This window comes from Nonomuraea sp. NPDC049607, from assembly GCF_040675375.1.
Taxonomy (GTDB): Bacteria; Actinomycetota; Actinomycetes; order Streptosporangiales; family Streptosporangiaceae; genus Nonomuraea.
The window spans coordinates 1-12,780 of sequence record NZ_JBFAOV010000061.1; the positions used below are offsets into that span (position 1 = coordinate 1).

The 12,780-nt window shown below is 73.0% G+C and carries 10 protein-coding genes; 5 read left to right on the forward strand and 5 right to left on the reverse strand.

The features are described from left to right. A partial coding sequence (locus AB0J97_RS48985) for a proprotein convertase P-domain-containing protein (protein ID WP_364103538.1) occupies positions 1-503 on the forward strand: 503 nt, incomplete at its 5' end. Positions 504-590: 87 nt separating this feature from the next. Here the strand turns inward: AB0J97_RS48985 and AB0J97_RS48990 are convergent. Beyond that, entirely contained in the window at positions 591-1,904 is a 1,314-nt protein-coding gene (locus AB0J97_RS48990; RefSeq protein WP_364103540.1) for a tetratricopeptide repeat protein, read from the reverse strand. 484 nt (positions 1,905-2,388) lie between these two features. Between AB0J97_RS48990 and AB0J97_RS48995 the strand changes: the two genes are divergently transcribed. Beyond that, on the forward strand, positions 2,389-2,949 hold the full coding sequence (locus AB0J97_RS48995) for a GNAT family protein (RefSeq protein ID WP_364103543.1): 561 nt from the start codon (positions 2,389-2,391) through the stop codon (positions 2,947-2,949). Positions 2,950-2,973: 24 nt separating this feature from the next. Here AB0J97_RS48995 and AB0J97_RS49000 read toward each other — a convergent pair whose 3' ends face one another. The 4 genes from AB0J97_RS49000 to AB0J97_RS49015 form a co-directional block, all read right to left on the reverse strand. Then, positions 2,974-4,041: an MBL fold metallo-hydrolase gene (locus AB0J97_RS49000; protein ID WP_364103546.1), complete on the reverse strand. Its 1,068-nt coding sequence runs from the start codon at positions 4,039-4,041 to the stop codon at positions 2,974-2,976. A gap of 94 nt (positions 4,042-4,135) precedes the next feature. After that, positions 4,136-4,963 carry an alpha/beta hydrolase gene (locus AB0J97_RS49005; protein ID WP_364103549.1) on the reverse strand — a complete coding sequence of 276 codons (828 nt, stop codon included), beginning with the start codon at positions 4,961-4,963 and terminating at the stop codon, positions 4,136-4,138. Positions 4,964-5,026: 63 nt separating this feature from the next. Next, the gene (locus AB0J97_RS49010; protein ID WP_357708608.1) at positions 5,027-5,500 is read right to left on the reverse strand and encodes a cupin domain-containing protein; all 474 of its coding nucleotides are present in this window, start codon (positions 5,498-5,500) and stop codon (positions 5,027-5,029) included. Positions 5,501-5,525: 25 nt separating this feature from the next. After that, the gene (locus AB0J97_RS49015) at positions 5,526-6,566 is read right to left on the reverse strand and encodes an alpha/beta hydrolase (RefSeq protein ID WP_364103558.1); all 1,041 of its coding nucleotides are present in this window, start codon (positions 6,564-6,566) and stop codon (positions 5,526-5,528) included. A 184-nt stretch (positions 6,567-6,750) separates the two neighbouring features. Here AB0J97_RS49015 and AB0J97_RS49020 point away from each other — a divergent pair, with 184 nt between their 5' ends. The 3 genes from AB0J97_RS49020 (at position 6,751) to AB0J97_RS49030 (ending at position 12,711) form a co-directional block, all read left to right on the forward strand. After that, positions 6,751-8,982, forward strand: a complete 2,232-nt coding sequence (locus tag AB0J97_RS49020; RefSeq protein ID WP_364103561.1) for a helix-turn-helix domain-containing protein — start codon at positions 6,751-6,753, stop codon at positions 8,980-8,982. 113 nt (positions 8,983-9,095) lie between these two features. Beyond that, the gene (locus AB0J97_RS49025; protein WP_357708602.1) at positions 9,096-9,776 is read left to right on the forward strand and encodes an alpha/beta hydrolase; all 681 of its coding nucleotides are present in this window, start codon (positions 9,096-9,098) and stop codon (positions 9,774-9,776) included. Positions 9,777-9,966: 190 nt separating this feature from the next. Beyond that, complete coding sequence (locus tag AB0J97_RS49030; protein WP_364103565.1) at positions 9,967-12,711, forward strand: AAA family ATPase; 2,745 nt, start codon at positions 9,967-9,969, stop codon at positions 12,709-12,711. Positions 12,712-12,780: the final 69 nt, after the last annotated feature.

Genomic DNA, 12,780 nt, shown 5'->3' on the forward strand with positions numbered 1-12,780 from the left:
CCAGCTTCAACCCGGCGTCGGTGACCTCCGGCAACTCCTCGACGCTGACGCTGTCGGTCGGCGCGTCCACCGCGCAGGGCACCTACCCGATCACCGTCACCGGCACCGGCTCGACCACGCACAACGTGACCTTCAACCTCACGGTCGGCACCGGCAACCCCGGCGGCCGGACGTTCACCAACGACACCAACTACCAGATCAGGGACTACTCCACGACCACGAGCTCGATCACGTCCAACGCGACGGGCACCGCGGCGTCCCCGGTCAAGCTGTCCATCACGATCAGCCACACCTGCGCCGAGGACCTGAACATCCGGCTCCGCGGCCCGAGCGGCACCTACTACCTGGTCGACGCCTACGGCGGCACCTCCTGCACGCAGTACGGCACCAGGACCTTCACGGTCCCGGTCAGCCAGCAGGCGGCCGGCACCTGGACGCTCGACATCCGGGACGTCTACTTCGGTGACACCGGTTTCCTGGACTCCTGGACCATCACGGTCTGACCGTCGGACTCAGGGGTAGCGGGCCCCGGCCGGTCATCCGGCCGGGGCCCCTTCACGTCGTCGTACGACCGCCGGTCCGCACGGTGATCAGGTGGCCTTGCCGCGGACGAGGTAGAGGTTCATGTCGGTGAAGTCGAGGGTGACGTTGTAGGGCTTGAAGAAGCAGTGGGCGAAGTGGGCCAGCCCGTCGAAGCCCGTCCCGTAGGGCCAGGGCACGTTGACCGGCATGTTCGGGTCGGCCTCGCAGTAGACGTGCCGGGCGACGGCGTCACCGAGTCTGATCTCCTTCGGGTAGCAGGGATAGGTGATGGTCGGGTGGCTGTGGGCGAACGTCTCGATCGGGCGGTCCTGGTCGGTGCGCACCCCCAGGCGCTTGGCCACGTCCCCGGGCATGCCCGCGGCGATCTCGCCGAACCCGCCCAGGTTCACCCCCACCACCCGCTGTCCGGAATCGGCGATGCTGCCCAGGCTGTGCAGGTTGTGGTCGCGGGCCAGCCACAGCGGCAGAGGCGAGGCCCCCGCCCGTGCCGCGGCGGCGCGCGCCTTCCTGGCCGTCTCGGGGGTGCGGCGGCGCAGGATCAGCTGCCGGCCGGCGTAGTCGAACGTGGTCAGCAGGTGGTAGAAGACCCACGTGCCGATCATGCCGTCGCCGTCGGTGCCGACGTCGCCGCCCGACTCCGTCGACGACCACCCCACGGGGACGTTGCGCAGTTCGAGGTCGCCCAGTTTGAAGGACTCCAGCACCCCGTAGTAGACCCAGATGGGGGTGCCCTCGAAGTCGGTCTTCTGGCTGACCACGGGGCTCAACCCGGCCTCCTGGGCCACCGACGCGGTCAGGCTCAGATTCGGGGCGCCGGTGTAGAACGTGAACTTCTTCGCCGGTCCGCCGTTGACCGAGGCCTCCACCAGCGGCCTCGGGTCCATCTGCTGGAACCGGACCCGGCCGACGTCGCCCTTGATCTGGTACGGCTCGCCGCTGACCGCCGCGAACCACTGGGCGTAGTCGTCCACACCGGCCGCCTTCCAGCAGGGGATGGAGAGGGCGAACTTGTCCTGCCGGATGTAGCAGTCGCCCAGGAGCTCGTTGGCCTCCTTGTCGCCGGGCGCCAGGCTGACCGCCGTCTTGAGGTATTTCTCGGCTTCGGCGAACCGGTTCGACAGAAGCCCGACATGGCCACGCCCGCGAGCCGCGCTCAGGTTCTGGGGGTCCCTCTTCAGGATCTCCTCGTACGCGCGGCCGGCCTGCTCGAACTTCCCGGCCTTGAACAGCGCGTCCGCGTCGCCGCCGCCGGTCGCCGCCATGGCCGCGCTCTCCAGCAGCGGCGCGGTCGCGGCGGCGCCGGCCAGCACGGCGGCGCCCCGGAACAGCGACCTCCGGTCCCAGATTCCGTCATCGGTCAAAGCCTTCTCCCCTTCGTGATCGTCTTCGCCGCGACTCGCCGTGCGGCGGACGGTCACCGCACGGCGGCACCGACGTGCTGTGATCCGCGCCTTCAGTGAAGACGGAGGCCTGTTGCCGAGGCGTATGCGTTTTTCGATACACCGGCGAGATGTCGCGCCGCCAGGACGATCTCTCGGTCGTTGCTCGTTCCCGCACCTCACCAAGGGTGTCGAGGAGCTGCCGCATCCCGTCGACCAGGGCGCTCCACTCGGCGCGCAGCATGGCGAGGTAGGTGCGACCCTCCGGAGTGATGACGTAGTACTCGCGCGGCCTGGCCCGCCGTATCGGCGGTGAACCCGAGGACCGACAGCACGGCCGGCTCGATCGTGCCGCGGGCGAGCTCGCGACGCAGGCGGGCGACGGTCGCCGATCTCGTCCGGTCCGGGCGGCTCACCCCCGTGAGAAGATCTCGCAGAACGGGTGAAGCATGGACGGAAGGCAGCGATGTTCGCGATTTCCCTGGGTGACGACGGCGCCGAGCTGCGTCCGCTGGAGCCCTGGCGGGCCGAGGAGTTCCTGAGCCACGTGGACCGGGGACGCGAGTTCATCGGACGGTTCATCTCCCTGCCCGACCTCGTCACCGACCTGGAATCGGCCAGGGCGGTGCTCCAGGAGTACGCGGACAAGGCGGCGGCCGACATCGGGCGCATCTACGGCATCTGGGTCGACGGCGAACTGGCCGGCGGCGTGCTGTTCCGGGCGATGGACGTCCAGCACGGCACCGCCGAGGCGGGCTGCTGGTTGGAACCGTCGGCGGCGGGCAAGGGCCTGGTGACCCGGGCCCTCCGCGTGATCATCGACTGGGCCGTCGAGGAACGCGGCATCCACCGCGTGGAATGGCAGGCCGCGGCGGGGAACACGGCCAGCATCGCCGTGGCCCGGCGGCTCGGGATGACCAGAGACGGCGTACTGCGCGAAAGCCACCTGCACCGGGGCGAACGGCACGATGCCGAGCTCTGGTCGGTGCTCGCCCCGGAATGGCGGGCCAGCCGCCGACGGCCCTGAACCACCGGACGCCGGGCCCGCCGGTCAGGGGTGGATGCCGAAGGGGCCGAGCAGGCCGGTGTCGATCCGCATGGACTCCAGCAGGCCGTACGCGTTGTCCTCGGTGAACACGTCGGCGGCGGCCAGCCTGCCGAGGTAGCCGGCGACGACCGGGGCGGCGGCCTGCCGGGCGACCGCGTCCAGGTAGCCGGCGAAGATCGCCCACGCGTTGCCCGCCTGGCCGTACTTGTCGAAGAACGGCGCCGGGTCGAGCCTGGCGACCGTGTCCCGGACGCTGGTCCGCAGGTCGGCCAGGTACCGCTGTTGCAGGTGCCCGTCGGCGCGGGTGCCGAGACGGCCGAGATGGCCGCCGACGAGCGTGCGCCACGGATATCTCATGGCGATGTCGTGGGCCCGCAGCCAGCCTGGGACGTCCTGGGAGACGGCGAGGTTCTTGAACGGCACCCAGCCGGGATAGAGCACGTCGACCACCATCAGGGTCTCCTGCTCGGGGGCGTGGACGAAGATGTTGTCCGGTGAGTGGTTGGGGCCGTGGTGGGCCAGTTCGAGACGCTCGCCGCCGACCCGCAGCACGTGGTGGTCGTCGAAGGTGACCGTGGGCGCCGGCCGGTTCGGGTCCGCGTCCCGGCGCAGGAACTTCGCGGTCTCGGTGTGGGCGATGCGGACGACGTCCTTGCCGAAGATCGAGGCGGCTCCGATGTGGTCGGCGTGCGAGTGGGAGTAGACGAGGTGGGTCACCTGCCGGGGGCGGCCGTTGGCCCGGGTCACCTCCTCGACGGCGCGCAGCAGGTTGTGCCCGATGGTGGGCGGCGCGTCGACGAGGACGACGCCCTCCCGGGTGGTCAGGAACATGGCCTGGTAGGAGGAGTCGGTGACCCAGTACAGGTCGCCGGCGATCTGGCCGACGAAGTAGCCCTTGTCGTTGAGCGCCGGGCCCTTCGACGCCTCGGGGATGGGTGCGTAGTCGGGCAGGGTTCCGGAGGCCGCCGCTTCGCCGGTGCCGAGCAGGCCGGCGGCCAGGGACAGCGCCGACGCGGCGGTCGCCCGGCCGAGGAAGGTTCGCCTGCTGGAGCGGGCGGTGGTGTGGATCATGGGGATCGTCTCCGTTCGGAGGGTGTGCGAGGGACGGGCGGCCGGGCCGGGGCCGCGCCTGCCGCGGCTCCGGCCCGGTGGATCTCGCGCGGGATCAGCGGACGGTGCGGGCCGCCGCGGTGATGACGGCGGCGGTGGCGTCGGGGCGGGAGATCATGATCACGTGTGAGGCGTCCTTGACCTCGCTGGTGTGCGCGCCGGCGCGCTTGGCCATGAACCGCTGGGCCGCGGGCGGGATGGCCTGGTCGGCGCCGGCGACCAGGTACCAGGAGGGGATGGCCTGCCAGGCGGGCGGCCCGCTCGGGGAGCCGAGCGCGGCCAGGGAGGCCGGGCGCTGGGTGGCGGCCATCAGGGCGGTGTCGCGAGCGGGCAGGTCGGCGGCGAAGGCGGCGCGGAACGCCTCGCCGTCGATGTAGGCGTCGGTGCCGGTGCCGCCGCCGGGCAGCGGGTACTGGCGGGTGACCAGGCTGGTGGGCAACCGGCTGCCGGGGAACCGGCCGGTCAGGTCGAGCGCCGACTCGGCCTGCTCGGGGGCGAACGCGGCGACGAAGACCAGCGCCTTGACGTTGGGGTGGCCGGTGGCGGCGTTGGAGATGACCGCCCCGCCGTAGGAGTGGCCGACCAGGACGACCGGCCCGTCGATGGAGGAGACGACGCTCGACAGGTAGGCCGAGTCGCCCGCCAGGTCGCGCAGGGGATTGGCGGGGGCGATCACCGGGTAGCCGGCCCCCTGGAGCCGGGCCACCACCTTGGTCCAGCTCGACGCGTCCGCGAACGCGCCGTGGACCAGCACCACGGTGGGCTTGGCCGTACGCCGGGCCGCCGCGGTGGCCGGCGATGAGAAAGCCGTGACCAGGACGGCCAGGACGGCCAGCGCCAGCGGCAGCAGGATCCGGATTCCCGGCCGAATGTGTGGGGACATTGCGGAGCTCCTTGGTAGCGGGGAAGTCGTCGGGTGGGGCGGGAACGTCGGGTGGGGCGGGTACTAGGCCACCGGGGGAGGACCGGCCACGCGCAGCCGGTACGCCATGGCCGAGGCGACGACGGCGTCGAGGTCGAAGGCGGCCGGCACGTCGTTCATGCCGGAGACGGGCGAGCCGTTGGCGGCGAACCAGTCCTCGATGCCGGCGGGGCCGAAGGCGACGACCATGCGGGCGTCCGGTGAGCGGACCAGGTAACTGTGCGGGACGCCGCGCGGGCCGTGCGCGACGGCACCGGCGTGCAGGTCGTGGCGGTCGTCCCCGACGAAGAAGGTGATCTCGCCGTCGAGCACGATCCAGATCTCGTCCTCCGCCTCGTGGACGTGCAGGGGTGGCGCGTGGCCCTCGGGGTCGGTGAACTCCATCACGCTGAGGGCGCCGCCGGTCGCCGCGCCCGGCACCAGGACGCGGGCCCGGCCGCCGAGGAACCAGAAGGGGTCGCGCGGGTCGCCGGTGCGGGACGGACGTGGTCTGTGCATGGGGGCTCCTGCTCCGGGCGCCGGGTCAGCTCTTGGCGAGGAAGCGCAGGAGGGTGCGGGTGAGCTGCCGGGGCTGTTCCTCGAAGACCCAGTGACCGGAGTTCTCGACGACGATCCCGGTCACGTCCTTGGCGTACCGGCGGACCTGGGCCGGGACGAAGTCGCCGAGGCTGCCGCGGGCGCCGATGGCGAGCACGGGCATGGTGAGCTTCTTCGCGCCGTACACGCGGTTGTCGGCGACGTCCTCGGGGAGGGCGCGGAACCAGTCGAAACTCGCCCGCAGGTGGGCGTCGTCGCGCAGGTAGCGGGCGTACTCGCGGACCTGTTCGTCGCCGACGCCGTTCTTCTTCACCTCGAGGGAGTCGGCGAAGCTCTCCACCCACTGCTCCTCCCTGCCCTTCACCATGCGCTCGGGCAGGCCGTTGGTGAGGCTGAAGTAGCCGAAGTTCCAGAAACCCGGCCCCTTGGCGGTCAGGGAGGGGAAGGTGAACAGGCTCTTGTCGGGGATGGGCGCCTCGCTGAGGACCAGCCTGGTGACGTCGCGGGGGTGGGCGGCGGCGTAGGCGTAGGCGACCATCGTGCCGATGTCGTGCCCGACGAGCCTGATCTTCCGGTTGAGGCCGAGCTCGGTCAGCAGCCCGTGCACGTCGGCGGCGAGGGTCTTCTTGTCGTAGCCTCCGGCGGGTGCGTCGCTCCTGCCCGCGCCGCGCAGGTCCGGCGCGATGACCGTGTAGTGCTCGGCGAGTTCGGGCAGGACCTCGCGCCAGGTGTACCAGGTCTGCGGGTAGCCGTGCAGCAGCACCAGTGTCGGGCCGCGTCCGCCGCGCACGTAGTTGATCGCGACGTCGCCGACGCGGACCTTCTTCTCCTGGAAACCCGCGGGGAGGCGCGGCTCCCGGCCGGTCTCCGACGGCGTCCCGGAGACGACGGCCGTGACGGGCGCCCGCGCGGCCTGGGCGGAGGCGGCGGGCGCGAGGGAGGCGAGCAGGCCGATCACCGCGATCGGGACGACGACGCCGGGGCGTCGCAGGCGGTTCGCCGGGGGCTTGGGCAGTGCTGTGGTCATGGCGCAAACCGTAGGAACCGGCCCGGCCGCCGGGCGAGCGTCACCTGACTGCGTCACCCAGCGCGACGTGGCCGCGGCACCGGGAGGCGGGCCCGAGGTGGCCGCCGAGCTCGCCGTAAGCTTTGGGTGATCTCCACCGGACGCGGCGAAGGAGCACTCGATCACCACACCCGGCTTCGCGGAGGTGCTGCGCCGCCACCGGCACGCGGCACGTCTGACACTGGAGCAACTCGCCGCGGCCTCAGGGGTCAGCGACCGGACGCTGTCCGACATGGAACGCGGACGCAGCAAGGGCCCCCAGCACCGGACCGTCACCGCCCTGGCCGACGCCCTCGGCCTCGGCGACGCCGACCGCAGGCACCTGGTCGAGCTGGCGCGGGAGGGCCGCCTGCGCGATCACTGGGCCCGCCCGACCGGGCTGTGCGAGCTGCCGCGCTCCGTCGACGACTTCACCGGCCGCGTCGCGGGACTGGCCTGGACCAGCGAGCTCCTGCGCGCCGGGGACGCGCCGGGCGCCGCGGGCGTCGGGCTCATCACAGGCTCCGCCGGGCTGGGCAAGACCACCTTGACCATCCGCGCCGCCCACACCCTGCGGCCCGACTTCCCCGACGGGGTGTTCTTCCTCGACCTGTTCGGCATGTCCCCGCAGCCCCTGCCCGTCGAGGAGGCCCTGGGCCTGCTGCTTCGCGCCCTCGGCGTCGCCGACCAGCAGATCCCGGCCGACGTCACCGGGCGGGCGTCCATGTACCGGTCCCTGCTGCGCGACCGGCGCGTGCTGATCGTGCTCGACAACGCCGCCTCCGAGGAGCAGGTCCGGCCGCTGCTGCCGGGCGGCGGCGCGGGAAGGGCCCTGGTGACCAGCCGCCGCCTGCTGGCCGGTCTGGAAGGGGTGCGCAGGCTCGCCCTCGGGCCCCTGCCCCCGCAGGAGGCCACCGAGCTGCTGACCGGGATACTCAAGGACCGCGGCGCCGCCGACGACGGATCGGCCGTCGGGCGCCTCGCGCAGCTGTGCGGTGGTCTGCCGCTCGCGCTGCGGATCGCCGGGAACCGGCTGGTCAGCCGGCGCGGCTGGAACGCCGCCGACCTCGCCGCCCGGCTGGCGAACGAGGAACGCCGCCTGGACCAGCTCAGCGCCGGCGACCTCAAGATCGCCACCGCGTTCGGGCTGTCCTACGAGCAGCTGGCCGCCGCCACGCGACGGCTCTTCCGGCGGCTGGCCCTGGTGCCGGGCCACGACTTCGACGCCGCCCTGGCCGCCGTGGTGGGCGGCACGTCCGTCGAGGAGGCATGGAACGCCCTCGACGAGCTGGTCGACCTCGGCCTGCTGCAGGACCACACGTCCGGGCGCTACCGCTTCCACGACCTGGTCCGGCTGTTCGCCCGCGACCGGCTGCAGCAGGAGGAGGCCGCGGCCGAGAGCGACGCGCTCACCGTGACGCTGACGTCGTGGCTGCTGCGGACCGCCACGACCGCCGGGCGGTGGTTCGAGCCCGGGTACGGCGTGCCCGGCCCGGCCGGCCCCGACGCCGCCGAGCTGTCCTCCCCGGAGGCGGCCGACCACTGGCTGCGCGTGAACGTGGACAACTGGCTGAGCGCGTTACGCCACGGTGCGGGCATCGGCCGCTTCGCCGACGTCCTCGACTGCGCCGAGTCGATGGACTGGTTCTCCGACCGGTGGATGCACGCGCCGCACTGGTACGAGGTGTTCACCCTCGGCGCCGAGGCCGCCGCCGCCCTGGACGACCCGGCCCGGCAGGCCAGGCAGTTGAACATGCTGGCCTGGGTGCACCTCCTGCCGCGGGACGACCCGGAGGCCGCACTGCGCTACACGGCCCAGGCGATGGACCGGGCGACCCGCAGCGGCGCCTCGATCCAGATCGCCCTGGCCCACCACCATGCCGGGGGCGCGCTCAGGCGGCTCGGCCGGCTCGATGAGGCCATCGCGTCGGAGACCCGGGCGTCGGAGATCCACAGGTCCAACGGCGACATGGATCGGTACTGCCACTCTCTCGGCGCCATCGGCACCTGCCTGCGCGACGCCGGGCAGCACACCGAGGCGCTGGAGCAGTACCTCGGCCTGCTGGCCCTGCTGAACGACGACCGCTCGGGGGTGACGCCGAGCGTCGCGGCGGTCATCCGGCCGATCGCGCTGGCCCGCGTCGGCGAATGTCTGGGGCTGCTCGGCCGCCGGGCCGAGGCGATCATCGAGCTCACCGAGGCGGTCGGGCTCATGGAACAGGCGCACTTGCCCGTCCCGCAGGCCCGCTCCCTGGAGACGCTGGCGGCCCTGCTGGCCGAGGAGGGCCGGACCGAGGAGGGCCGCCGTGCCTACGCGCGGGCGGCCGAGGTGTACGAGGCCGTCGGCGACGCCGAGGCGGCCGGCCGCTGCCGTGACCTCGCGAACGCCGCGGGCTGAGAGGTCCGCACCACTTCTGCGTCCTGTTCTGCGTGGCCGGACGACGAGCGCGCGACTTGGATGGAGGGCACCAGGACAGGCGCCGGGCCTGTCCGTCCGGCTCAGGAGCGACCATGACCGCCATCAGGAACGTCGTGCTCGTGCACGGCGGTTTCGTGGGCGGATCCGGCTGGCAGGGCGTCTATGACGAGCTGACCAGGGACGGCTTCCGTGTCCACGTCGTGCAGCATCCGGCGCTGTCGCCGGCGGACGACGCCGCGCTGACCCGCCGGGTCCTGGACTCCCTCGACGGCCCGGCCGTCCTGGCCGGCCACTCCTACGGCGGGGTCGTCATCGGCGAGGCCGGCGCCCACCCCAACGTCACGTCGCTGGTCTACGTCGCCGCGTTCGTCGCCGACGAGGGGGAATCGGTCGGCGCCCTCATCGCCGCGTCGCCTCCGGGCGCTCCGGCGCCGCCCCTCCTCCCGCCGCGGGAGGGCCTGCTCTTCCTCGACCGTGACAGGTTCGCCGCCTCCTTCGCCGCCGACCTGCCCGGCCAGGTGGCCGCCTTCATGGCCGACTCCCAGGTCCCGTGGGGCGTGGACGCCCTGGACGGGCCGGTCGGCGAACCGGCCTGGCGGCACAGGCCCAGCTGGTACCTCGTCGCGACCGAGGACCGGATGATCCCGCCGCCGGCTCAGCGCTGGATGGCCGGGCGCGCCGGGGCGAAGGTCGTCGAGGTCATCGGCGGCCACGCCGTGCACGTCTCCCAGCCCGTCGTCGTCGCCGACCTCATCCGCGAGGCCACGGCCTGACGGCGTAGGAACTGAACCCATCAGTGAAAGGCCGGAACCCCTCATGACCCGCGTTCCCGAAGAAGGCGCGACCTCCGACCGCTGGGACGCCACCCCGGCGGACGCCGTCACCGTGATGGTGCGATCCGCCGGCCGCAGTGACGGCGGGTTCGATGGACGGGAGCCCTGGCGCAAGCGATCATGGCTGCATATGCCAGTAAATCAGCCAGTAAGGGCACTTTTCGGGCGAGAGTGCGAACAGCGGCGGCTCGGCGAGTTCGTGGACGGCGTCCGCCAGGGTGGCGGGGCGATGCTGGTGCGCGGCGAGGCGGGGATCGGGAAGTCCGCCCTGCTGCTGGACACCGCGAAGGTCGCCGCCGCGCGGGGCATGCGGATCCTGCGGACGGCGGGGGTGGAGTCGGAGACGCACATGCCCTTCGCCGGCCTCCACCAGGTGCTGCTTCCGCTGCGCACCGAGATCGGGCAACTGCCCGCCCCGCAGCGAGACGCGCTGGGAGCGGCGTTCGGGCTGACGGACGCCCGGGTGCCGGACCCGTTCCTCATCGCCCTGGCGGCGCTGAACCTCCTGGGCGAGGCCGCCGCGCGCTCGCCCGTCCTGCTCCTCGTCGAGGACGCCCACTGGCTGGACCGCGCCAGCGCAGACGTGCTCGCGTTCGTCGCGCGCCGGCTGGACTCCGAACCCATCGTGCTGCTGGCCGCGATCCGCGACGGCTTCCCGAGTTCCCTCGACGGGGCAGGGCTGCCGGAACTGCTCCTCGACCGGCTCGACGACACCGCCGCGACCGCCCTGCTGGACGCCCACAGCCCCGCCCTGACGCCGACCGTGCGCACCCGATTGCTGCGCGAGGCGGCGGGAAACCCGCTGGCCCTGGTCGAGCTGCCGATCGCCGCGGAGACGCAGGACGGGAAGGGCCCCCTGCCGCCGGGCTGGCTCCCGCTGACCACCCGGCTGGAACAGACCTTCACCGCCCGCATGTCGGGACTGCCGCCGGTCCTGCGGACCATGCTGCTGGTGGCCGCGCTCAACGACAGCACCGCACTCCCGGAGATCCTCGACGCCACCGCGCTGATCACCGGCGCGCCGGTCACGGCCGACGACCTGGCTCCCGCCGTGGCTGTACGGCTGGTGGACGTGCACGAGGCCGGACTGTCGTTCCGGCACCCGCTCATGCGCTCGGCGATCTACCAGGGCGCGAGCATCTCCCAGAGGCGCGCCGCGCACGCCGCCCTGGCCGACGTCCTGCACGACCGGCCGGACCGTCGCCTCTGGCACCGGGCGGCCTCCACCCCCAGGCCGGACGAGAGCATCGCCGCCGAGCTGGAGACCGCGGCCGCGAGCGTGCGGCGCCGGGGCGACCTGCTGTCGGCCGTCGCGGCGCTGGAGCACGCGGTCAGGCTCAGCGAGGACCCCGCCCACCGGTGCGAACGCCTGGTGCGGGCCGCCGAGTACGCGGCCGAGATGGGACGCCGCGACGTCGTCACGCGCCTGCTCGGCGAAGGCGAGTCGCTGCGGCTGTCGGCCCGGCAGCGGGCCCGCATCACGTGGATCCGCGAGACCTTCGAGGACGGCATCCGTGACGACAGTGCGGCCGCCCATTCGCTGGCCGACCTCGCCGAGAGCATGGCGGCCCAGGGAGACGTCGATCTCGCGCTGAAACTCCTGTCCAGCGCGTCCTTGCGGTGCTTCTGGGCCCATGCCGACGAGCGGTCGCGGCAACGCGTCGTCACCGTGGCCGAGAGCCTGCCCGTCGACGAACTGGACGGGCGGTTGCTGACGGTCCTGGCGTTCGCGGCCCCCGTCGAGCGCGGCGAGGTCGTCATCGAGCGGCTTCGCCACCTGGCCGCCCACCCGGCCGGCGGCCCGGCTGCTCGGCTGCTCGGCAGTTCGGCGTTGATGGTGGGGGCGTTCGACCTGTCGGAGGAGTTCTGCGCCGCGTCGCTGCCCGTCCTGCGCTCGCAGGGCCGGCTCAGCCTCCTGGCACGGGACCTCGGGGCGCAGGCGTGGAGCGCGGCCCGGCTGGCCGACCTGAGCGTGGCCATCCCCGCCGCCGAGGAGGCGGCCCGCCTGGCGTACGAGACGTCCCAGCCGCTGATGCACGCCATCGCCCAGGCGTCGGGCGCGATGCTCGCCGCGCTGCGCGGCGAGCAGGATCGCGTGGAGAGCCTCGCGGTGGCGGCCGAGCAGGTGGCGCTGCCCGTCGGAGCCCGTCCGGTGCTGGCCACGGTGCAGCTCGCGCGCGGCCTGGCCGCGCTGGGCGAGGGACGGTACGGCGACGCCTTCGACCACCTGCGACGGATGCACGACCCCGCCGACCCGGCCTTCCACCTGGCGCTGCGCTGCTTCTCCCTGGCCGAGCTCGCGGACGCCGCGGTGCACAGCGGTCAAGGTCACGCGGTGGCGGGCATCGTCGAGGAACTGGCGGCGGTCGCGCTCACCACGCCGTCGTCGTCCTTGCACGCCGACCTGCGCTACGCCCGGGCCGTCCTGGCCGACGAGGCGGCGGCGGAACCCTACTTCGACGCCGCGCTCGCCGCCGACCTGCGACGATGGCCCTTCGTCCGGGCCCGGGTGCAGCTGGCGTACGGGGAGTGGCTGCGGCGCCAGCGGCGGACGGCCGAGTCGCGGGCGCCCCTGCGCATGGCCCGCGAGACGTTCGACGCCTTGGGGGTGATCCCCTGGAGCGAGCGGGCACGTCAGGAGCTGCGGGCCTCCGGCGAGAGCAGCCGCACCCGCACCAGTGAGCCGCGCGACGTTCTGACCGCGCAGGAGCTCCAGATCGCCCAGATGGCGGCCGACGGTCTGACGAACCGGGAGATCGGCGAGAAGCTGTATCTGTCCCGCCGGACCGTCAGCTCCCACCTCTACCGGATCTTCCCCAAACTGGGCGTCACCTCGCGGTCGGCGCTGAACTCGGCCCTGCGCGCGTCCCTCTGACCTCACCGCCGCGCTGCGGTTGACGCCGGGTGACGCTGAGTGACGCTGGGTGACGCAGTCATGTGACGC